Here is a 21098-nt window from a genome sequence, read left to right as displayed (position 1 = left end):
AGGAAGACATGGCGGTCGCCGACGCGACAATAGGACACAGGGTGGAGAGACGATGCCGCCATGGTGCGCCGGTCGGGTGCGCGCAGCGCGGACCGCGCGCACCCTCCCCGTCATTCGTCGGAAATGCCGGCGAGCGGCTGGAGCGTCGTGATGCTGTCCATCACGCGCGCACCATTGCCCTTGGTCTCGACACTGGCGACGCCCAGCTCGATGACATCATTGTCCTGTTCGATGTCCGTCATATGTACCTCCGTAACAGTTCAAAGGCGACTCGATCAGTCGCTAAAGAAATGTCACAGAATGGCGACATGCCTTCCACATTATAATGTTCAAATTTCTGACTGTAGTTTGAGTGTGACCGGGAAATGAAAAGCATGCGTCGAGCGGCACGCACCAGCGCCTTTAGCTACATGGCCTGGACATTTACGCCGGAGCCCGGTCACGGCGGCGAGGATGGGCGCGGCACTCAGCCGATGACAACATTATAATCGTCCGAACTGGTGAATTTTCAGGCCTTAAAAAATGGGAGGCCGGGACGGTGCCGACACGCGCTGCCCGATTCGCTCGCTGGCTCGATCAAGTCCCTGCGTTTGTCGGAAGCCCCGCATGGTTGGCGCTTGTGCACGAGTGTCGGTGAGCGACTGAAGGAGAAGCGGAGCCGCCTGCCGTCGTCGGTCATGATAGCTCCGGACCGCCCGTCGCGCGCTGGCGAGATCGCCCGAGCGAAGATCGCTCTCGAGCGCTTCGGCTTCGTCGGAAAGATCGTCGAAGACTTCGGGTTCGCCGGTCCGATAGGGTGCCACTTTGCTCGCGGCCAGCGTCATGGCGCGATCATGACTTGCACTCATCGTTGCCTGTGCGGCCAAGACGAACAGCTGTCCGATCTGCCGATGCACGTGGCGGTCGACAAGCTCCATCGGTCTCATCGGTCGGCACTGCCCGTCGACCGCGAGCAGCAGGAGCCGTTCCTGCCAATCCAGCATCTGCACGAAGTGGCTGGCGCTCGCCAGTGGAACGACGAAGCCGCGGCCTTCGTCCTGGTCGACCAGTCCCGTCCCCGCTATCCGGTGCAGGGCCTCGTGCCATATCTCTGGAAAAAGCCCGGAGCGCTGGGCGATGTCGGTCGGGTCGAGAACTGCGCGGGAGGGAAGCCCCCCCTGGATCATCAGGCGCTCCAACGCCGCCTGGGCGACAAGACTGTCGTGGGGTGTCATCCGGACTCCGTCAAGCCAGCGCGATCTCGGGTAATTGAACCACAAGTCGCGATGACAGCCCATCTCCGAACCAGCAGAGATTTTTTTCAAACCCCAGGGTCCCTGATGCGCGAACAGCAGCCCCGCAGCACCTGCGGCCGCTCGCAAGACGTTGGGCCTTGTGCAGCGGGAGCTGGCTCTGGCGCTCGACAGCGGCGAGGGCTTCATCGTCGTACCGGTAGCGGGGACGGCGACCGCCCATCGCGGCACGGCGTTGATCGCAGGAACGGTCATCTGCGGCTGGTCGTGACGGCGGCCTGGCAGGTTGACCATCATGCTTCCGGCGCGTTGCCACCTGGCGGGCAGTTGCAGGGCGGCCGGACACGATCAGTGGACAGACTTGTGGATCAAGCTGTGGATAGCGTTGCCGACCAATGCCTTTAGCTTAGAAGGGACTGCTTTCAGCCAAGCGCAAGAGCGCATGTTCGTGCTTTTGGGTTCAGTTTCCGATGGTCGAAGGTCTCTTAGCCCAACGCCGACAGCGGCGAAGGTGAGCCTGGCCTCCACCGCGAGAGGCCGGCTCGACCAAGCTGGCCGCGGAGGCCAAGACAATGAAAGGGTCGTCGCGAATGTAGCGGCCCCTCGTTTTTAAGCCGGTCGCAATGCCGCGTTCCTTTCCGCAGCGAGCATCAAGGCGGTCGCGACTGTGAGCGCGACAAGCTCGCCGCGCGTCTTCTCCTAGGAGACGGGATCGGCGGGCTTGCGTGGCTTTGCCTGTATCAATGGCGGCGTCTCGGTGTCCACCTGAGCATCCCCACGAGCACCTGAACCGGAAAGCTGGTAGACAGGACGTGCATGTACGACCATTGTAACCAATATGACCGTTGATCTCGAAATTTACGTAGTTTATGTGAAATCTACTGAACCCGATATAGCGTGTGCGATCTGTTTCAAGATCGATAGATAACTGGATGATCGGGACCGCAGAACCGAATTATATGTCAGTTGATCAACGATCACCAAGGGTATGTATCAAGCTCGTGGTGCGTTTCGCGACCAATCCTGGCATGGCGTTCAACGCATTGTGAAGCCGCAGCTCGCGAAGGCAGACGTCCCCGTGGGTCATTCGTTAGCGGCTTGATTGCGCGCCGCCAACCACCCCAACCATCTGCTAGGATCGAGATGCCCTTTCACGACGAAATTGCAGACTTTTTTCGCAGCTACGTCGATGCTTTTACTCGTGAGGATGCCGACACTCTGAGCGCGTTATGGGACGCGGTTGGGCTGTTTCCCACGCTTGACGGCAACTTCGCCATGCCACGACCCGCGTTCCGTGATCATTGCACCACGCTGTTCGCATTCTATCGAGCTCAAGGCGTCGTTCGGACGGAAGGCGCACTCCTGTCGGCCGCCGAGCTTTTCCCTGGCGTTGCCCAAGCGCGCATGGCCTATCGCATGATAGGCGCCGACGACGCTCCGGTGGCCGAGTGGGAGCATGTCTATATCCTACGGCGCACCGACGTCTGGCGCGTCTCGCTGACAATAGCCGATGGCGAAATGGCAGCTTGGACAGCCAAAGGCGTTCAACTCTGATCGAAGTTGCCGCTCTCGACGTCGCTCTCAACCCAGCGTTTGGCGTAGTCCCCTCCTGGAGTGGTGCGCCGGACGAGGGCGAAGCGCAGATCGCGCCCTTTCCGACGCTTGCGGACCCGCTCGTCGCCGATATGGCGCAACGCCCGTTCAGCGAGGCACTGAGCCTGTTCGACGGCCCCATGACGGATCGCCACCATGTCTCTATGGAAACATGCTGGATTGCAGAGATGGAAGCCGCATGCATTGAGGTACTCGTGCGGCAGGCAGAGCGACGACCCTCGCCTGCCTGTGCGATCGTCACGCATCAGTTTCACGGCGAGGCTGAGCGCGTGCTGCCCCAGGCGACTGCGTTCGGAATTAGACGCAGCGATACCCTGGTGGAGATCGTGACGCACCTCGCCGATCCGGCGAGTACGGCCGAACCGGCTTGGGCAGTCGAGACGATTACTGCGCTGGCACCGTTCGCACTGCTTGGAGCCTACGCAAACCTCCAGGCGCCCGGCGATCCCAGGGCGGGCGAGGCGTATGGTCGGAATGCAGCTCGGCTGAGGGCATTGAAGGATTGCCACGATCCAGACGGACTGTTCAGTTCCACCATTCCTCTTCCAACGAACAAGGGAGCTTGACGGGGCCCCGCCCCGCCCATTCCGGAGCCAGATGAACGTCCGTGGCGAGCGTGATCCAAGGCCAACCCGTTGGTGGGCGCCCCACCTGTGCGACGCCGATTCATATCGGTCGTAAAGAGCGCAGCATCGCAGACAGCATCGTGCGGGTTCTCAGCAACGCGCATCTTTTTCAATTCGGCCCTGTTAGGGCTCGCATCACGGTGGCGCACGACGCCACGCCGAGGAAGGTTTTCGCAGTGTCATCGACGTTGACTTGGAGATTTGCCGAACCGCAGGATGTGGACGCCATCAATGCGATGACGGCTCGCTCGATACGCGCCTTGCATTCTGACAGTTACGAGGAACGGATCGTCGAAGAGGCGATCTCTCATGCCTACGGAGTCGATTGGCAACTCGTCCGTGACAGGACCTACTTCGTCGTAGAGATTGACGGTGATCTCGCGGGTGCCGGCGGCTGGAGCTATCGGGAGACCATCGCCGGCGCGCATGGGCCGAATGACATCGCCGCGCCGGAGCTTGACCGGTCGCGCGATGCGGCTCGGATCCGCGCGTTCTACGTCGACCCCGCATTCGTCCGGCGCGGTGTGGGCGCCCTGCTTGTGCAAGTCAGCGAAAAGGCTGCGCATCGCGCCGGATTTAAGAAAGCCGAATTGACGTCCACGCTACCTGCGGTTCCGTTCTATGCTGCGGCGGGGTACCGCGAGGCTGGCGCGTTTGACATGTCACTTCCCAGCGGATCGCTGCTTCGCCTGATCAAAATGGAAAAGGCCCTGTCGCCAAATATGCTCCAGGTTGAATGATTATTCGGAAGCGCGCAGGAGGGTGGTTCTTGATTTATGAACATTCGCGTCGAGGCGCGGCGCCGATGGCGGCGGGCGGTACAAACTGAACGGCCTTTGGCTGGCCTGGATTGCACCGCTGGCGCCGGGTGAAGCGCCTGATCCCAGGGCGAGCGGCATCTGATAGAGGCGCTTGCAGCACGGCCGGTTGATCGGCGACTGCCGATCGGCTCATTCATACTCCTGCGAATTGTACTTCCGCTGACCCGCCCGCGGCGCCGCTAGCGGCCATCCTCACCTCAAAGCAACATCGGCAACCCCCGCCTGGAGCGCCCGGCGCAACAGGGAGGCGCCCTCCGTGTCCAGCCAGCTGTCGAAGCTATGCAGACCCGGCACCAGCGCCCGCAGCGCTGCGATGTCGGCGTTTGCGGAAATTCGCCCGCTGTCGAACAACCTCGCGAGGTCGCCCAGAAAGACGTTTTCAGCGAGCACGTTTTCGGGAAAGCGCTGGTAGCCTATCTCCTGGCCCGCAGCGACACTGAGGCTGGCTTCCAGCTGCCGACCCGTGATCTCGGCGCCGGCGACCTCCAGCCTTTTACCTGCGAAGCGCTCGGGTCGGGCGAAGATCGCCGCGACGACATTGCCGATGTCGGCTACTGCTACGAACTGGGTGGGCTGATCCGGCTGCGTAAAGTAGGTGAGGCAATGCTGCTCCAGTCCCAGGCCCGGGAGCATCAGCAACTCCATGAACGTTGCGGGCCGGACAATGGTCGCCCATCCTCAGCGAAGCGATATGGCGCCGATCGCGAACTTGCTGTCGAAGTGACCCATCGCCGTCGAGACGCTCCCCGTGTACCGCGACGGAGCTGGAGACGAAGTGGCTGACGGCGGCGCTCCGAGCCGCATCCGCTATCGTCGTACCGAAGGCGATCTCGTCGGCATCGCTTGACGCCGTAAACGCGGATCAACCGCAGACCACGGATATCGAGGCGGTGCTGCTTGCCATGTGGTCCGATATCGTCGGAGAACAGGGCATCCGTGCCCGCGCCACCGTCGTGCGCTGGTCGACGATGCGGCAGGAGACATCGTGTTGCGGGCAACGGCACGCATCATCGCGTCGATGGTGAAGCAGCGGCTCGCACCGACCGGGCTCTATAGCATCGCTCACGACATCGGCCCGCGACACTGCCCCCACCGCCGCATCCCGCGTCTCGGCAAGGGCGCGCGATTATCTCCTAATCCAGGATTCGATCAGCGCCGGAACCGCTGAAGAAGCCTTTCCGACGGTGTCCAGACCAGTCAGGGCGGCCGGTGCCCTGCACGCGCTCGTCGCAGACGCGCGATTCCCCTTTCCCAAGACGAGTATTGCTTCTATAGATATGTCTATAACAGCAACGCGGAGAGGATTCGGCATGCACAGGGGCAAGCGCGCGATACTTCTGGGAACCTGCCTGGCAGGGCTTGGAACACCGGCGTTCGCGCAGGACGCGGCAGCGCAGTCCGAGGCGCAATCGCAAAAGCAGACCGAAGACATCATCGTCACCGGCGTGCGTCGCAGCCTTGAGGAAGCCCGCACGATCAAGCGTGATTCCGCGCAGTTCGTCGATGCGGTGGTAGCGTCCGACATCGGCGCGCTGCCGGATGCCAATGTCGCCGAATCTCTCGCGCGCGTGTCCGGCGTGCAGATCGATCGCGGCATCGGTGAGGGCACCAACATCGCGATCCGCGGGCTTCGCGAGAATGTGCTGCTCTATAATGGCCGTGAGATTTTCGATTCCACCGGCCGCGGCGGTACCGGCGTCGACGAACTGAGCACCTCCACCTATGGCCTGCTCTCGCTCGTCCCGTCCGAACTCGTCTCGCAGCTCCAGGTCACCAAGCTGGCCGGTGCCGACCAGATCGCGGGCGCCCTGGGCGGGATCGTCGACATCGGCACCCGCACCGCGCTCGACAGCAAGGGGTTCCACCTCACCGCCTCGGCCGGCGGCGTCTATGACGCCCTGCCGAAACGGATGGGCTATGAGGTGTTCGGGCTGATTTCGGACACGTTCGCCAACGATACGATCGGCGTCCTGCTCAGCGTATCGCGGTCGCAGCGCTATGTCGGCGAACAGGGGCTCAGCACCTTTTCGGGCTATGGCAGCTTCACAGCCGGCGGCATTCGCCGCACCGGCCACACCGATGTGCGCGCGCAGCAGATCGAGGATGATCGCAGCCGCACCGGCGTCTCCGCCGTGGTCCAGTGGCGGCCGGATGCGACCCTGGAGGTGAAGGCCGATACCTTCTACAGCCGCCTCGAATCCGATCGCGGGCGTTACTGGCTGGCGTTCAACCCCACACAGGGGCTGCGCGATGCGATCTATTCGGATGAGAATGTCCTCCTCAGCGGCACCGCGGTCACCACGCCCAACACCAACGCCGCCTATTTCGGCATCACCAGCGAAGTCTGGTCGTCCGCGCTCAGCCTGCGCTACGAGGCGACCGACGCGCTCACCCTTTCCGGCCAATTGTCCTACGGCCTGTCCACCGCGACCTCGTCACGCGATTATATCCGCCTCACCCTGCCGGCCTCGGCCAACCGGCCGATCGCCTTCGATCTGACCGAGGGCGCCTATGGCGCCTATGATCTCGGGGTCTTCGACCTGACCGATCCTGCGGGCATGAACGTGGCCCTGCTCTATGACGATAATGGCCATGTCCGCACCCGCGACATCCAGGGGCGCGGCGACGCGACCTACCGCTTCACCTCGCCGGTCTTCGAATCGGTGCAGTTCGGTGCCCGCTATGTCGGCATGGAAACGAGCAACCGGCCGGAAAATGTGCTGCTGCGGCCGAACCTGCCGGCATCGGGCTTTATCAACTATCTCAGCATATTCGAGAATGACGATTTCCTGCCGGGCGACTTCGCCGGCCTGCCCCGATCCTATCTGATCGGCGGTGCGGATCAGATCGCCTCATGCCGCAGCTTCACCGAATTCCCGCAAATCTCGCAGTCGCCCGAATGCCTCAATCCCAGCCAGTCGCTGTCCTCGCTCGGCAACACCTATGATGTGCGCGAGGAATTCTGGAACACCTATCTGAAGCTGAACCTGCGCGCGGATCTCGGCTTCGCCGAATTCCAGGGTAATATCGGCCTGCGCTATATCGGGCGCGATCTGACCTCGGTTGGCTTCGTGCTGGATTCGAGCGGTGTCGCCTCGCCGACCACCTTCCGCCGCAGCGACGATGATTTCCTGCCATCCGCGGTCGCGCGGCTGACCTTCAACGACAATCTTGTGCTGCGGCTCGGCTACGCCAAGGTCCAGGCCTTTCCGCGCACGGGGTCGCTTACCAATGGCGTCTCGCTCAACAATGATGCCGTGTTTGAAAATGGCGTGCAGATCCAGCCGGGCACCGGAGGCGGCGGTTCGCCGAACCTCGATCCCTATGAGGCGACCCAATATGACGCCTCGCTCGAATATTATTTCGGCTCCGATGCGCTCGTCTCGGCCGCCTATTTCTACAAGGATGTTGCCAGCTTCCTGATCTCCTCCACCTCGGCGGAGCGCTATGGCAATGTCGACTTCCTTATCGGACGCCAGATCAACGGCGGCAACGGCAAGATCCAGGGTGTCGAACTGCTTTACCAGCAGCCCTTCACCTTCCTGCCCTCCCCCCTTGATGGCTTCGGCATCATCGCCACCTATTCCTACATCGATTCCGAAACGCCCTTCACTACCGCCACCGGCGAAAGGCTGACCTATCCCGGCCTGTCGAAGAACAATGTCAACATCATCGGCTATTATGAGAAGGGGCCGCTCAACGTCCGCCTCGCCTATAATTGGCGCGATCGATTCCTCGGCGGACTGAACGGCGCGGCGGGCACTGCGGTGTACAGCGACACCTACCAGGATCTGGCCGGTTCGATCCGCTACAACATCAACGACAATGTCGAACTGCGCGTCGAGGGCATCAACCTGCTCGAATCCCGGCAGCGCACCTTCGACCTCTATTCCGATGCGCTGCGCACCAACGTGACCTTCGGTCGCGTCTTCAAATTCGGCGTCCAGGTCAGTTTCTGACGACGGTACGTTTTACATACAGCAACACATCTTCACAAACGAGGTTCACAGGATGTTGAAGGGCATCATGCCCGTCCTGCCGACGATTTTCGGCCAGGACGGCGCCATTGACGAACGCGGCACGCAAACAGTGCTCGATTATGTCGTGGCGGCGGGTGCGGCGGGTGTCGTGTTTCCCGGCCTCGCCAGCGAATATGATTGCCTGAGCCATGACGAGCGGATGCACCTGACCGCGCGGGTCGGCGAATGGCTGGGCGGTCGCGTGCCGTTGGTGATCGGCGCAAGCGCTACGAAGCAGGACGATGTCATCACCCTCGCCCGCGCCGGTGCCGCCGCTGGCGCCGCCGCGGCGATGATCCTCACCCCAAGCGATCTCGCCGGCGACATTCCGGCGATGGCGCGCTTCTATGCGGCGGTGCATGCCCAAGCCGGGATCGCGATCATGGTGCAGAATGCCCCGGCACCGATGGGCATAGGCCTGCCGCTCGAACGCGTCGCCGAACTCGTCCGCGCGGTCGAGGGCATTCGCTACGTCAAGGAAGAGGCGGCGCCCTCCGGCCAGCGGATCACGCGACTCACCAATCTCGCCGGAGACAGCCTCGATGCAGTCTTCGGCGGCGCCGGCGCACGCTATCTGATCGACGAACTGCTGCGCGGCGCGCGCGGCTCGATGCCCGCCTGCGAAATCACCGAACTGCATGTCGCGATGATGGCGCGGTTCGAAGCCGGCGACGAAGCCGGCGCCCGCGACCTGTTCGAACGCACGCTGCCCCTGCTCAGCATGCAAGCGATCTTCCGCTGGCGGCTGACCAAGGCCGTGCTGATGCGCCGCGGCCTGATCGCCAGCGACCATGTCCGCGCGCCCGGCCCGGCGCTGGACCGGCAGGACCGAGCGGAACTCGACACGCTGCTCACGCGGCTGGGCGACCTGCTGCCACTCGATCGCGTGCCGGGGTCAGCGTCGGCTGAGGGCAAATCGCCCGCCAATCTTAACCTCTGAATGCGGATTCCAGCTTCAAGGCAGAGTGCCTCGCTGTCCGCCTATGTCGTCATGCCGAAACAAGTTCGGGATGACGCATTTGGAGCAAAGTGCGGCGACCATCCGTCATCGATACGAGCCTTCGCCAAGCTAAGCGGACTCTTAAGGCGAACGGCCGCACCCTAAACCTCGCCCCCCAGCCGGCGCAGTTCAACCGCCGCCCCTGCCTGACCATGATCATCGATCGCACGCAACGAAACGCGCCCCGGCGCCGCGCCGGCGAGCAGCGCGATGCCCGAGGCGGAGCGATTGATCCGTACCGTCCGGCCGTCGAGCTTCGCCTCGTAGGCCGCGGCATTCGCCACCGGATCGAACGCCAGCATCGTGCCGCCGGGCATGGCGACGACGAAACCGCGCGCCGGTGCCGGCAGTCCGCCCACCCCTTGTGCGATCGCCGGGATCGGGGCCGTCCATGCACTCCAGAAGCCCAGCCCGTTGCAACGTCGCATCCGCAGCCGATACGCCTTGTCGTTGGTCACGCCCGGAATCCGCGTCGTCCCGCGCGTAGAGGCGCTGACCACGCGGGAGGCACCCCCGGCCTCGGTCAGTTCGACGTCATAGAGATAGTCCGTTCCCTCGCTCGCGTGATGGACGATGATCGCACCGTTCGCCGGCTCGACCGCCCACACCACGGGCGGGAGCACCTCATGATTGGTGGTCGCCCGGACTGCTGCGGAAAGCCCGCTTTCGCCGGCATCATTCACCGCCACGAGGCGCAGACTGTAGGACTTGCCTTGGACCAGGTCGCCGATCTCGGCGAAATCATTGATCGTCGGGGCGGAGCGCGTCTCGCCATCGGGGCCGCTGCAGATCAGGACATAATCCTCCGCGCGCGGCACCCGATCGAACACCGCCCTTATCGTTTTCGCAGAGCTGTGGACGGCGCGGATCGCGGGCGGCGCCGGCGGCTGGAGGTTGCGGGTAACCGTCAGCACCGAAAAGCCGGACGGATCGACCAGATCGACCGCGAACGCGGCGCCCCGGCGCGCTGCCGCCGTCCTCAGCGTGACTGCGGCCGCGCCGGGGTCGAGCGCCGGCACGTCGAGCACGCCGGCATCGACCGGTTCACCCACCACCCCCAGCACCCGCCACAGCAGGCGCCAGCCGCGCAGCTTATAGGCGGGCAGGTCGTCCGCCGCACGCGGCGCGAGGGTGATCGCCCAGCCATCTGCCTGCGGCGCGACCGACAATTCGCGGACCGGCGCATGGGCGGTGCGATAGGTGTAATAGCTGCGCTTGGGCCGGCGATCGGCAGTCAGCACGCCCCAGCTTCGGTTCTGCGACGGCGCGGTCGGCGGGCTGCCCGGGCCGCCCGCCCACGAACTGCGATAATCCGCAAAGGTCCACAGCGAACCGCCCATCACATAGGGGCGCCCACGCATCTGCTTCAGGAAGGTGTCGGCCATGTTGCGGGCGCGGTTGGGATCCTCGCCATCCAGGCTGTCGCCATATTCGGACAGGAAGATCGGCTTGCCGGGGTGGAGCCGGCGCGTCTTCTCGATCCCCTCAGAAAGATCGCCATAGGCGTTCATCAGGATCATGTCGCAGAACTGGACGGGGTCGTCGGCCTGCCGCGCTGCCGAATGGGTCACATAGATCGCCATGCGGCTCGGGTCCTGCGCCCGCGCGCGCGCGATGGCGGTGCGCACATACCCCTTCACGCCCGGATTCTTGTCGTAGAAACCGATTTCGTTGCCGACGCACCAAGCGATGATCGAGGGATGGTTGCGGTGGGTGTCGATCAGCCGTTCGAGCCAGCGTGCTGCCACCTTCGATTCTGCATCGACCAGCGCGTTCTGGCCCCAGATCGGCACCTCGTCGACCGTGAGCATCCCGACTTCATCGAGATAGTCGAGAAATTCACCGGGCAGCGGGAGATGCGAGAGGCGCGCCATATTGGCGCCCAGCATCTTCATATGGTCGATGTCCGCCCGGATGCGCGACGCCGGCAGCACCGATCCGGTGCGGCGATCCTCGGGCACGAGATTGAAGCCGACCGCGCGGACCGGCTCGCCGTTCAGCAGCAGGCGATCGCCGTCCACCCGCACCTCGCGAATGCCGAAGCGGTCGGCAAGCGCGTGCACCGCTGCCTCGCCGCGCATCAGCACGACGTCCGCTTCATAGAGGTTGGGGGCATTGAAGTGCCACAGCCGCACCTGTTCGGCCGAGAGATCGGCTTCGAACGTGAAATCCAGTTCCTTCCCCGCACGCTTCGCCGGTTCGTCGGGCGGAGATTCCCAGATCGCGACGCCGCCGCTGCGGATCGTCAGTCGCGCGGTGAGCCCGGGATCGAGCGCGGCGTGGCAGACCGCGCGGGCATCCACGCGGACCCGCGCCCGGCCGGTGGCAAGATCCGGCACCGAAACGATCCGCACCTGCTCGATCCGCGACGGCGCGGTCACGTCGAGGGTCACTGGGCGCCGGATGCCGCCCCAGTTCCACACCGCGCCCAGCTTGAAGCGATTGTCCGCCCGCACCGTCAACTGGTTGCGCCCGCCCGCCGGGGCGAGCATCGCGAGATCGATGTGAAAGGGCAGATAGCCCATATCGTTGGTGCCGATCTCGCGCCCGTTCAGCCAGACCGTGGCATGGTTGTAGATGCCGTCGAACTTCAGCCGGACGAGCTTGCCCGCCCATGCCGGTTCGGTCGCGAAGCTGGTGCGATACCAGGCCTCGCCAATATAGTCGGCATGGTGGTTGAGCATGTCCCACACGCCGGGGACGGCGATGTCCTCCCAGCCCGATTCGTCGAGCGACGGCGCCGACCAGCCATTGGCAACACCCTGGGAATAGGGATCGATGCGGAACTTCCAGATGCCATCCAGCGAATGCTGCGCGGCCGTCGCCGAACGGCTGACGCGCGGCGGCGCCGCGATGGCACTGCCGGCGCCGCCGGCCGCAAGCGCCACTGGCACCGCCCCCAGCGCCAGTACCTCGCGCCGGGAGGGGGCCGTCGCAGAAATTATGGGTGTCGATCGCATCCTCGCCTCCGCACTGTCTTTTTCCCGTGCCTATAGGCGGCCGAACGGGCCGTCAATATTGATGCTAAGATAGATATATGTCCCGGGTCAGCCGTAGAGCGGAACGGTCAGTCCGGGTGTTGCGCAGGCATAGGCCAGGATCGCGCCGGCGGGGGGAGAACGAGAGAAATCAGGGGGCGTTTTGGTGGTTGCCGTGGTGACAAAAAGGGTGCGTCGATCGGCGCCACCGAAGGCACAACTTGTCGGCCGTTTCGCTGGAATATCTATCCAACCCAACAGCTTACCATCCGGCGAGAGTATCGCGATGCCCGCCCCGTCCCACATCGCGCAATAGAGACGCCCCTCAGCGTCGATCGCCATCCCATCGGGCTTGCCACGGCTGCCGTCGAATTGGTGCAGCACCCGGCGCGGGCCGACGATGCCGCGTTCCATATCGAAATCATAGCGATAGACGATGCGCGGTACGGTATCGATCAGGTAGAAGCTGTGACCGTCCGGGCTCCAGCCCATCCCGTTGCAGATGTCGAACCCCTCCCCCTCGCGCCTGATCGAGCCATGACCATCGAGGCAGAACAGCGCCCCCTCCCCGCTCGCGCCCGCCTCGGACCGCGATCCCACCCAGAAACGCCCGCGCGGATCGCATTTCCCGTCATTGAAGAACACCCCGTCCGTCACCGACGAAGAGATGCGCCGCACCGCGCCGTCCGCTGCCACCCGCGCCAGCCCGTCCGCCAACGCAACGATCGCACCCCCGCCCCGCGCCGGCGCCGCCGATCCGACCCGATTGTCGAACCCGATGCTGGTCAGCGCCCCTCTATCCGGATCCAGCACATGATAACGCCGCGCCGGCCCATCAACGAACGCCAACCGCCCCTCCCTCGCGATCCACGTCGGACACTCCCCCAACTCCGCCCCCACATCCCAAAACCGAACAAAACTCGCCCCGCTCACCGTCATCCCGATCTCCATATGTGTGTTGCTATAATTGCAAATTGCATTAGCATCGTCGATCGAGAAGACGAACAGCGGGGAGCAGAGGGTGCAGCTCAGGACGTCATGGCCGCGATTCCGCTGGGTTGTCGTGGCGATGCTCGCGGGCGCGGCGGGGCTCAATTATCTCGACCGGCAGACGCTCGCGTTGATGGCGGGCGATGTCCAGGCAGATCTCAAGGTCGACGATGCTGGCTATGCGCTGCTCGTGAACGCCTTCCTCGCCGCCTATATGAGTGGCGGGATCATTTCGGCGTGGATCGTCGACCGGATCGACGGCCGGCGCGCGATGGCGCTGTTCGTATCCTGGTGGTCGGTGGCGACGATGCTCTCCGGCGCGGCGACCACGGTGTGGCACATGGCGGCGACGCGTTTCGCGCTCGGCGTCGCCGAGGCTGGCGGCTGGATCGCCTCGCCACGGCTGGTTCAGCAATGGTTTCCCCAGCGCGAACGCGCGCTGGCGATCGGCATTTATTCCTCCTCGGCGCATTTCGGCGCCGCCCTCGCGCCGATCGCAATTACCGCGATGCTGCTCAGCGTCGGCTGGCGCTGGACCTTCGTGGTGACCGGACTCGTCGGCCTCGGCTGGTTCGCGCTGTGGATGCTGCTGTTCAGGCAGAAGCGCACCGTTCCGCTGACTGAAAATGTTCCGGAAGCACTGCCATCCCCTGATGCCGGACAATGGCTGGCGGTGCTGCGCACCCGCCCGGTCTGGACGATCGCGGCGGCGAATGCGCTCACCAACCCGGTATGGTTCTTCTACCTCTTCTGGTTTCCCAAATATCTGGTCGAGGAGCGCGGCCTTGGCATCGCGGCGATGGGGCGGCTGAGCTGGATCGTCTATGCAGCGGCCGGGGTTGGCGCGATCCTGGGTGGCATATTGTCCGGCGCGCTGGTACGACGCGGCATGGCGCCGGCACGCGCAAGGGTGACGGTGATGGCGATGGTCGCCTTGGTCGCGCCGGTGGGCGCGCTCAACGCGCTTGCGCCCGCGGTCGGGATCAGCATCGCACTCGGCGCGGTCGTCGCGCTGGCGCACACTGCCTGGGTGACCAACCAGACCGCGCTGTTCGTCGATCTCTATGACGAACGCCAGGTGGGCAAAGGGCTGGCGATCAGCAATCTCGTCGCCGGGCTGGTGACGATGGGATCGACCTATCTGGTGGGCCAGTTGGTGGCCACGCTCACCTATCGCCCGATGTTCCTGGTGATCGCCATCGCCTATCCTCTGGGCCTCGTCTTCGCCTGGCTGGCGATCGCAAACCGCGCCGCGCCGCGCGAGGCGCTGGCATGATGCCGATCCTCGCGATCGAATGGGGCACGGCGCGCCTTCGCGCGCGGCTGATCGAGGACCAGTCCGTTCGCGCGACCGAGGAGGAAGAGGTGCGGCTGGCCGACCTCGACCGTGCGTCGATCGCGAAGCGGATCGCCACGCTCGCCGACCAATGGCCGGATGGCGCGCGGGGCGGCATCCTGCTGAGCGGAATGATCGGATCCGCGCTCGGCTGGACGGAGGTGGCGCGGATCCCCTGCCCCGCCAGCGCGAGCGCCATCGCGCGCGGCGCATGGCGGGATCGCATCGCCGGCCACCCGGTCAACATCCTTCCCGGCCTTTTCTGCCGCACGCGCTTCGGCGACCCCGATGTGCTGCGGGGCGAGGAAATCGCGGCGGTCGGCGCGCTCGGACGGATCGGGCGAGACGCGGCGACCCTGGTCTGCGTGCCGGGCATGCATGGCAAATGGCTGCGGCTTGCAGACGGCTGCATCACCGACTTCCACAGCGCGATGACAGTGGAACTGCACCGCGCCATCGCCCACGGCACGATCCTCAGTCCGCTTATGCGCGACGCGCCAGACGGCGGATCGGCGGCCTTCGCGCGCGGCGTGACGCTGGGCGCGGCGGGCGGCGGCCTCGCGCGGCTGCTCTTTTCCGCCCGCGCCGCGGTGCAGGCGGACATATTGGACGCGGCGGATGCCTCCGCCTATCTGTGGGGCGTCCTGATCGGCGCCGATATCCGCGAGGGCATTGACCGCAATGCGGGCTCATGTCTGGTGACGGGCGCACCGGCCGTCGCGCCGCTTTTCGTGGGAGCGCTCCGGATGCACGGGATCGCAGCGACTTTGCTGGACGATGATGCACTGACCGCCGCCGGCTTCGCCATGCTTGCCGCGCAACTGTCCGCGCCGGCGGAGCAGCGTGGATGAGCGGACGGCTGGACGGTCATGTCGCACTTGTCACCGGCGCCGGCGGAGGGATCGGCGGCGCCATCGCGCGGTCCTTCGAGGCGGAGGGGTGCCGTGTCCTCGCGGTGGACCTGAGCCCGCCCACCTGCGGCAGCGAGGCGCTCGCGTGCGATCTCGGAGAAGAGGCCGCAATCGATGCGCTGGCCGCCACGCTCGCACGGCGAGCGATCGTGCCAAGCATCGTCGTCCATGCCGCCGCCATCGGAGACCGTCGCGCGAGCGAGGCGACCGATGCCGCCTTCCTCCAGCGGATGTTCGCGGTGAATGTCGGGGCGGCGGTGAAGCTGGCCGCGCTATTCGGCCGGGAGATGCGCGCGCGCCGGCGCGGCAACTTCCTATTCCTGTCATCGGTCAACTCCACCTTCGCGACGCCCGGGCTCGCTGCCTATGCCGCGTCCAAGGCGGCAATCGACAGCCTGACCCGCACCCTGGCGCTGGAGTTCGCCCCGGACAATGTCCGCGTGAACGCGATCCGTCCCGCCTCGATCGACACGCCACTGCTCCAACGCAGTTTCGACGGAACCGAGGACGCGGCGGCTGCGCGGCAAGCCAATATCGCGCGTCACCCGCTTGGACGGCTGGGCACGCCCGAGGACGTCGCGGCGCTCGCGCTGTTCCTCTGTTCGGACGAGGCGAGTTGGATCACCGGCGTCGACTATCTGATCGACGGCGGTGCCGCGATCACCCGGCGCTAGGTGGGCTTCACACCGCGACGCGATAGTCGAATGCCGGATCGAGCGGCTCGAACGCGCTTACATCCTCGACATTCCGGCGTCCGATATCCTCGGCGGCATCACGCAGCGCGTCGAGCAGCAACGGCATAGTTTCCTCGGGGATCCAACCCGACAGCCCGATCGCGGCATAGCTGGTTTGGCCGACGGTGATCGCGACCGTATGCTGCTCGCGCTCATCCTTCACGCGCAGACGCGCATGGCCATCGGCACGGACCTTGTGCAGCGCCGCCAGCAGTGCATCCGGGCTGGCATAGCCGGGGATGTCGCGCCCGTCATAGGTGGCGATCACCTCATCATCCTCCAGCGCGGCAAGCAGCGCCATGCCGATGCCGCCACGCGTCGCCGGATAGAGGCCGATACGGCCAAGCGCATCGGTGCTCGGCATGGTCGGCGGGGCATGAAACAGATAGCTGACATTGTCGCGCCACAGCACGCCCATAGCCACTGTATGGCCGAACCGCCGCAACCCTTCGAGCGCGGGGAGCGCGCGACGCAGCAGCCCCGAGGCGAACAGACTCTGCGCCGCGAGCACCGTCATGCCCGCGCCCGCGCGATACTTCCGGTTGGGCGTCTGCCGCGCGATGCCGAGATAAGTCAGCGTCTTGAGCAGGCGATTGACCCGCGTCGTATCCAGCCCGACGCGCCGGGCGACCTCGCGGCACCCGACCGGCTCGGTCGAAATCGCCAGCGCCTGAAGCACGGTGATGCCATCGATCAGGCTCTGATTGGGCTGGGCCCCCGCCTTGGCGCTCCGGATCCGCTTCGCCGCCGATCCCGATTCTCTCTCATCTGTTGCTGTCATGGTGAAGCTTTATAGCGGCTTCGCCCAGCAGTCCAAGAATAGCGTAGGGGAAACGATCATTTTGTTGCTATATAAGCCATATAGTCCTAGGACAGAAGCAGGGGAGAGATCATGGCCAGCACCGACGGTATCAGCACGATCGATGTCTTCGCAGTGCGGATTCCGCAACGAGAGACCTATCTCGGCGGGCTGGGACCGGGCGAAAGCGTCAACGCGCAAGGCTATTTCGTTCGCCGCGGCAACCGGACGATCTACCCAGCCGAGATGCGCTCCGTCGTGGTGCGTGTCACGTTGACGTCGGGCAAGGAAGGCTGGGGCGAAACCTATGGTCTCGTCGCGCCACGCGTCATCCACGCGCTGATCGAGGATGTGATCGTGCCGATGATTGCGGGGCGCAGCCCGTTCGACGTGTCTGCAATCTGGGATGATCTCTATGATTTGATGCGCGTGCGCGGCTATACCGGCGGCTTCTGGCTGGACGCACTGGCGGCGGTGGATATCGCGCTGTGGGATCTGGTGGGGCAGTTGGCCGGACAACCGCTGCATCGCCTGCTCGGTGGCGCCCACCGCACCCACATCCCGGCCTATGTTTCCGGCCTGCCGCGGCCGACGCTGGCCGAGCGCGTCGATCTGGCGCGTAACTTCGTCGATCGCGGTTTTGGCGCGGTTAAGATCGCGGCGGTGGTCAGCCATGACGGGGTGGAACGCGAAGTGGAAGCGTTGCGCGCCGCGCTCGACCCGAACATCGCGCTGATGGTCGACTGCCACTGGATGTATGCACCGGCAGAGGCGATCGCGCTCGCCGGGCGGCTTGCGCCCTATGGCGTCAGCTTCATCGAGGCGCCGTGCAAGACAGAGGATGTCGCCGGCCTCGCAGAAGTCGCCGCCCGATCGCCGATCCCGGTCGCCGCCGGCGAGGAATGGCGGACCGTGTTTGACGCCCGCGCCCGACTGGACGCGCGCGCGGCATCAATCGTGCAGCCGGAAATGGGCCACACCGGCATCACCCAGTTCCTGAGAATTGCGCATTACGCTCAAGCGCATCACGCCCAAATCGCTCCGCATGCGACGATCGGTACCGGTATCTTCCTTGCCGCCAGCCTGCACGCGTCGGCCACATTGCTGTCTCTGCCCTGGCACGAATATCAGCACAGCCTGTTCCACGAGGCCGCAACCTTGCTGGGGGGGGCGTTGCAATGCGCCCAAGGCAGCTATGCCGTGCCCGAGGCACCGGGCATCGGTGTCACGCCAGGCGCCGCATTCTGGGATTGTGCGGAACGCCTCTGACGCTCGTCGCCGGCCGTGCCGACATCACCCTGAACTGCTGCGTGCAGTTCCGTCCGATAAGAAATTTTATCGGATAGAACTGGACGCCTGGCTGTCGCGCTTGTCGGTTTTCCTGAAACAGTGAACTTACGGCTCGCGTCCCGCTCAGCGATGACCCGCACCCGATACAGTGGACGTTGTTCCCGAAATAGCGGACGATGGTGCCGCAACGCGTCCATCTGATCCGCCGGGCGATTTTTGTATTTTCCGTGATCTCCCGGCCGTGGCTACTCGGCGTTGGGTGATGTGGTCCGGCGCTCGATGTCATCCCAGATCTTGATCAAAACTGCGTTGTTGTAGCGCTCAGCAAAACTTCTGATGCCAAGCTTGACGAGATCGTCGGTCATCGTCTGGATAATGCCGACGTCCACATCTATCGGACTGTCGTCAGCCAATGTCATCGAGATGACTTGTGGGGCGAGGCGGATCAGCATCTCGAGCCTCGTGTCGTCGTCGACGGCTTCCATCGATGGCCGGTGGTGGCTCTGCAGACGTTGAGTGACAACGTCCGCGATCAGCGCCGCAGAGGCATCACGTGGATCACTGCCGTCCTGAATCTTCGCCAGCACGTGCAGTGACATCTGATATTCGCTCGGCGTGACTGCCATGTATTTCCCGTCAGGTCGTCGGTGGGCTTCGAGGAAGTCTCCAACGTTCCATCGGTTGATGCGCTCGACGAGCCTCTAGCGAAGCTCTGGTGCGGTTGAAGGCGTGTGCGGCGATCGGTCCGTTGCGTCACTGCCCGGTTCGGTCATGCGATTCCAAGAAAAAGTGCAAGCGATCTTGAAACCTGCAGCATCACTTCAGCGCCGGCTCGGCCGAATGGCAAACCGATCTTGTCGCGCTTCACCGACATCGCCTTATCGATCATGATCTGAGACGGGCGTCGCAGGCCGTTGTCAGCCGACGGGTTGAGCGGGATCCTGATCAGCGGCGCTTCCACCAGCGTCGATGAAAGGAGCAGCAGGGTGATCGTGCCAGTTTCTCCGAACTGGTCCGCCTGCACAACCAGGGCGGGCCGAGGCTTACCGAAGTCGTCGGGCAGTGCGATCGTCACCAGGTCGCCGCGCCTCACGCGTCGTCATCGCGATCGTCGAGATCGATCAGCGCCGCATCGAGGAAACCGTCAAGCTCGCGATCCGCCGAATCCGCAGCCGCGGCAGCGCGAGCCTGACGCCGACATTCTTCCGCAAATCCGGGTCGACGCGTGTCAGGTACCCAAATCTGGATTGGCCGGAGTCCGGCGGCGCGGAGCGCGTCCCTGCGCTTCTGAACCCGATCAGTGACTGGCGTAGCCATGGCGACATTCCTTCGTTACATGTAACATAATCATGCTGGCTGGCATTGCAAAGGCCAATGTGGCTCATCCAGCCGCCAACCTGCCGGCGTTGAAGTCGGCGATCCATTCTTCCATCGTCGGCCGCTCGGTCACCGGGATCAGCGCTGCGGCATCCTGGAAGCGGATCAGTTCGGTGGGCGCGTTCCGCCAAATGTCGTCGACTTCCTCTGGCGAGAGCAATCGCTCCGCGCGGATGAAATGATCCGCCCTGGCTTCGAACGGGTAGACCGACGCCACAGGCCCTCGACGGTGTGAAGCCGCGGCGCAGCGCGTGCTTCGATCAGCACGATGAGACGAAGGCACCACGCCGGCAGTTCGCGCACCTCGGCCGGCTTGATCGCCCCCGCAGAAGAAACATGAGCTTTTGGGCGGCACGGGCAAACCCGCTTCGATAATGCGAGCAACGCTCCGCTCGCGGGTCCAGCCCCATTCTCGCAAAGGATATTAGGCCGTAAACCCATTAACCGGCTTGAGCTTTGGCCGTGTGCGTGATTCAGCCTCCTCGTTGACGAGGAGGTTGAATGGCGCGGCGACGGTACGAACTGACGGATCGAGAATGGACGATCATCGAGCCATTGTTGCCGAACAAGCCGCGTGGCGTTCTACGAGTTGATGATCGTCGGGTGCTGAACGGCATTCTCTGGCGGTTCCGGAGCGGCTCGCCATGGGCGGAGATCCCGGAGCGCTATGGGCCGCCGACGACCTGCTACAACCGGTTCGTTCGCTGGCGCAAAGCCGGAGTTTGGGACCGGCTGCTGGCAGCAGTTTCCGCGGGTTTCGACGGTGAACTGGTCATGATCGATTCCACCTGCGTACGCGTTCACCAGCACGCGGCGACGGGTAAAAAGGGGGATCCGGAGATCGTCGCATGGGACGTTCCCGGGGCGGCCTTACCAGCAAACTCCATGCTCTTGTCGACGCTGAGGGACGTCCTGTCAGCCTGCGACTGACCGGTGGCCAGGTTCATGATGCCCGGGAAGCCCCGGCACTGATCGAGGTCGTGCCGGAAGGCGCCACCCTCCTGGGTGACAAAGGTTATGACAGCAATGCCATCCGCAAACAGGCGGCGGACAAGGGCATCTGGGCCAATATTCCCAACCGATCCAACCGCAAGGAGCGCTTCGCCTTCTCGCCATGGCTCTATCGACAGCGCAATCTCGTCGAACGCTTCTTCGCCCGGATCAAGCATTTCCGCGGCATCGCAACTCGATATGACCGCTGTCCCGACAACTATCTTGCTGCCATCAAGCTCGTTTGTACGCGGATCTGATGTACGGCGTTATGAGTCGAGCCCCTAGCACTACTTTGGCACATTTATAACCACTGGGTTCGTGAGGCGCTCGTTACAGTAGGGGCAGCGCCGCGGCGGTGGCTGAGCGAAGAGGTTGAGG

General features: G+C 64.3%; 19 protein-coding genes and 1 pseudogene. 10 read left to right on the top strand and 10 right to left on the bottom strand.

Annotated elements, in window-relative coordinates:
* Positions 1-110: 110 nt before the first annotated feature.
* Complete coding sequence (locus FHS96_RS25830) at positions 111-242, bottom strand: benenodin family lasso peptide (RefSeq protein ID WP_429598685.1); 132 nt, start codon at positions 240-242, stop codon at positions 111-113.
* A 273-nt stretch (positions 243-515) separates the two neighbouring features.
* A complete protein-coding gene (locus FHS96_RS25825; protein ID WP_429598683.1) occupies positions 516-1529 on the bottom strand; it encodes a hypothetical protein in 1014 nt (337 codons plus the stop codon).
* Between the two features lie 846 nt (positions 1530-2375).
* On the opposite strand from FHS96_RS25825, the gene FHS96_RS25820 reads away from it, so the two are divergent.
* Genes FHS96_RS25820 through FHS96_RS25810 form a run of 3 tightly spaced genes read left to right on the top strand, consistent with a single transcriptional unit; the run spans position 2376 to position 4212 of the window.
* Positions 2376-2786, top strand: a complete 411-nt coding sequence (locus FHS96_RS25820; protein WP_429598681.1) for a DUF6841 family protein — start codon at positions 2376-2378, stop codon at positions 2784-2786.
* The gene (locus FHS96_RS25815; RefSeq protein WP_429598679.1) at positions 2759-3412 is read left to right on the top strand and encodes a hypothetical protein; all 654 of its coding nucleotides are present in this window, start codon (positions 2759-2761) and stop codon (positions 3410-3412) included. Before FHS96_RS25820 ends, FHS96_RS25815 begins: the two co-directional genes overlap by 28 nt.
* A 41-nt stretch (positions 3413-3453) precedes the next feature.
* Entirely contained in the window at positions 3454-4212 is a 759-nt protein-coding gene (locus FHS96_RS25810) for a GNAT family N-acetyltransferase (protein ID WP_429598677.1), read from the top strand.
* Between the two features lie 273 nt (positions 4213-4485).
* On the opposite strand, the gene FHS96_RS25805 is transcribed toward FHS96_RS25810, so the two are convergent.
* Positions 4486-4959: an NmrA family NAD(P)-binding protein gene (locus FHS96_RS25805; RefSeq protein WP_488168732.1), complete on the bottom strand. Its 474-nt coding sequence runs from the start codon at positions 4957-4959 to the stop codon at positions 4486-4488.
* A 644-nt stretch (positions 4960-5603) separates the two neighbouring features.
* Between FHS96_RS25805 and FHS96_RS25795 the strand changes: the two genes are divergently transcribed.
* Positions 5604-8252 (top strand): TonB-dependent receptor, encoded by a 2649-nt coding sequence (locus FHS96_RS25795; RefSeq protein ID WP_429598673.1) that lies wholly within the window; start codon positions 5604-5606, stop codon positions 8250-8252.
* 52 nt (positions 8253-8304) lie between these two features.
* Positions 8305-9252, top strand: a complete 948-nt coding sequence (locus tag FHS96_RS25790) for a dihydrodipicolinate synthase family protein (protein WP_429598671.1) — start codon at positions 8305-8307, stop codon at positions 9250-9252.
* Between the two features lie 161 nt (positions 9253-9413).
* Here FHS96_RS25790 and FHS96_RS25785 read toward each other — a convergent pair whose 3' ends face one another.
* Positions 9414-12272, bottom strand: coding sequence for a glycoside hydrolase family 2 TIM barrel-domain containing protein (locus tag FHS96_RS25785; protein ID WP_429598669.1), 2859 nt, complete (start codon positions 12270-12272; stop codon positions 9414-9416).
* A gap of 87 nt (positions 12273-12359) precedes the next feature.
* The gene (locus FHS96_RS25780) at positions 12360-13229 is read right to left on the bottom strand and encodes an SMP-30/gluconolactonase/LRE family protein (RefSeq protein WP_429598667.1); all 870 of its coding nucleotides are present in this window, start codon (positions 13227-13229) and stop codon (positions 12360-12362) included.
* A gap of 82 nt (positions 13230-13311) precedes the next feature.
* On the opposite strand from FHS96_RS25780, the gene FHS96_RS25775 reads away from it, so the two are divergent.
* From FHS96_RS25775 to FHS96_RS25765, 3 genes are read left to right on the top strand one after another with little or no spacing between them, the layout of a single operon-like run.
* On the top strand, positions 13312-14556 hold the full coding sequence (locus tag FHS96_RS25775) for an MFS transporter (RefSeq protein WP_429598665.1): 1245 nt from the start codon (positions 13312-13314) through the stop codon (positions 14554-14556).
* Positions 14553-15467: a 2-dehydro-3-deoxygalactonokinase gene (locus tag FHS96_RS25770; RefSeq protein ID WP_429598663.1), complete on the top strand. Its 915-nt coding sequence runs from the start codon at positions 14553-14555 to the stop codon at positions 15465-15467. The genes FHS96_RS25775 and FHS96_RS25770 overlap by 4 nt, the downstream gene beginning before the upstream one ends.
* Positions 15464-16201, top strand: coding sequence for an SDR family NAD(P)-dependent oxidoreductase (locus FHS96_RS25765; protein WP_429598661.1), 738 nt, complete (start codon positions 15464-15466; stop codon positions 16199-16201). Before FHS96_RS25770 ends, FHS96_RS25765 begins: the two co-directional genes overlap by 4 nt.
* A gap of 7 nt (positions 16202-16208) precedes the next feature.
* On the opposite strand, the gene FHS96_RS25760 is transcribed toward FHS96_RS25765, so the two are convergent.
* Positions 16209-17042, bottom strand: coding sequence for an IclR family transcriptional regulator (locus FHS96_RS25760; RefSeq protein ID WP_429598659.1), 834 nt, complete (start codon positions 17040-17042; stop codon positions 16209-16211).
* Between the two features lie 111 nt (positions 17043-17153).
* Between FHS96_RS25760 and FHS96_RS25755 the strand changes: the two genes are divergently transcribed.
* Positions 17154-18329 (top strand): mandelate racemase/muconate lactonizing enzyme family protein, encoded by a 1176-nt coding sequence (locus tag FHS96_RS25755; protein ID WP_429598657.1) that lies wholly within the window; start codon positions 17154-17156, stop codon positions 18327-18329.
* Between the two features lie 266 nt (positions 18330-18595).
* On the opposite strand, the gene FHS96_RS25750 is transcribed toward FHS96_RS25755, so the two are convergent.
* From FHS96_RS25750 to FHS96_RS25735, 4 genes and pseudogenes are all read right to left on the bottom strand, one after another.
* Positions 18596-18976, bottom strand: coding sequence for a hypothetical protein (locus FHS96_RS25750; RefSeq protein WP_429598655.1), 381 nt, complete (start codon positions 18974-18976; stop codon positions 18596-18598).
* 143 nt (positions 18977-19119) lie between these two features.
* Positions 19120-19443, bottom strand: coding sequence for a type II toxin-antitoxin system PemK/MazF family toxin (locus tag FHS96_RS25745; protein ID WP_429598653.1), 324 nt, complete (start codon positions 19441-19443; stop codon positions 19120-19122).
* A complete protein-coding gene (locus tag FHS96_RS25740; RefSeq protein ID WP_429598651.1) occupies positions 19440-19667 on the bottom strand; it encodes an antitoxin MazE family protein in 228 nt (75 codons plus the stop codon). Before FHS96_RS25740 ends, FHS96_RS25745 begins: the two co-directional genes overlap by 4 nt.
* 64 nt (positions 19668-19731) lie before the next feature.
* Positions 19732-20151 (bottom strand): annotated as a pseudogene (locus FHS96_RS25735) (hypothetical protein); the annotation flags it as partial.
* A gap of 77 nt (positions 20152-20228) precedes the next feature.
* Between FHS96_RS25735 and FHS96_RS25730 the strand changes: the two are divergent.
* A protein-coding gene (locus tag FHS96_RS25730; RefSeq protein WP_429598649.1) for an IS5 family transposase occupies positions 20229-20977 on the top strand; the annotation gives its coding sequence in 2 pieces (ribosomal slippage) (positions 20229-20562 and positions 20562-20977; 750 coding nt in all).
* The last annotated feature ends 121 nt before the right edge of the window (positions 20978-21098 follow it).

The organism is Sphingomonas zeicaulis (assembly GCF_050433225.1).
Taxonomy (GTDB): Bacteria; Pseudomonadota; Alphaproteobacteria; order Sphingomonadales; family Sphingomonadaceae; genus Sphingomonas_D; species Sphingomonas_D zeicaulis.
This window is presented reverse-complemented; position numbering and strand designations above follow the sequence as displayed.

Bases quoted from the DNA above. Each gene is read 5' to 3' on its own strand.
- FHS96_RS25830 (WP_429598685.1), bottom strand. From the start codon at position 242: ATGACGGACATCGAACAGGACAATGATGTCATCGAGCTGGGCGTCGCC.
- FHS96_RS25825 (WP_429598683.1), bottom strand. From the start codon at position 1,529: ATGATGGTCAACCTGCCAGGCCGCCGTCACGACCAGCCGCAGATGACC.
- FHS96_RS25820 (WP_429598681.1), top strand. From the start codon at position 2,376: ATGCCCTTTCACGACGAAATTGCAGACTTTTTTCGCAGCTACGTCGAT.
- FHS96_RS25795 (WP_429598673.1), top strand. From the start codon at position 5,604: ATGCACAGGGGCAAGCGCGCGATACTTCTGGGAACCTGCCTGGCAGGG.
- FHS96_RS25790 (WP_429598671.1), top strand. From the start codon at position 8,305: ATGTTGAAGGGCATCATGCCCGTCCTGCCGACGATTTTCGGCCAGGAC.
- FHS96_RS25785 (WP_429598669.1), bottom strand. From the start codon at position 12,272: ATGCGATCGACACCCATAATTTCTGCGACGGCCCCCTCCCGGCGCGAG.
- FHS96_RS25780 (WP_429598667.1), bottom strand. From the start codon at position 13,229: ATGACGGTGAGCGGGGCGAGTTTTGTTCGGTTTTGGGATGTGGGGGCG.
- FHS96_RS25770 (WP_429598663.1), top strand. From the start codon at position 14,553: ATGATGCCGATCCTCGCGATCGAATGGGGCACGGCGCGCCTTCGCGCG.
- FHS96_RS25765 (WP_429598661.1), top strand. From the start codon at position 15,464: ATGAGCGGACGGCTGGACGGTCATGTCGCACTTGTCACCGGCGCCGGC.
- FHS96_RS25760 (WP_429598659.1), bottom strand. From the start codon at position 17,042: ATGACAGCAACAGATGAGAGAGAATCGGGATCGGCGGCGAAGCGGATC.
- FHS96_RS25755 (WP_429598657.1), top strand. From the start codon at position 17,154: ATGGCCAGCACCGACGGTATCAGCACGATCGATGTCTTCGCAGTGCGG.
- FHS96_RS25750 (WP_429598655.1), bottom strand. From the start codon at position 18,976: ATGGCAGTCACGCCGAGCGAATATCAGATGTCACTGCACGTGCTGGCG.
- FHS96_RS25740 (WP_429598651.1), bottom strand. From the start codon at position 19,667: ATGGCTACGCCAGTCACTGATCGGGTTCAGAAGCGCAGGGACGCGCTC.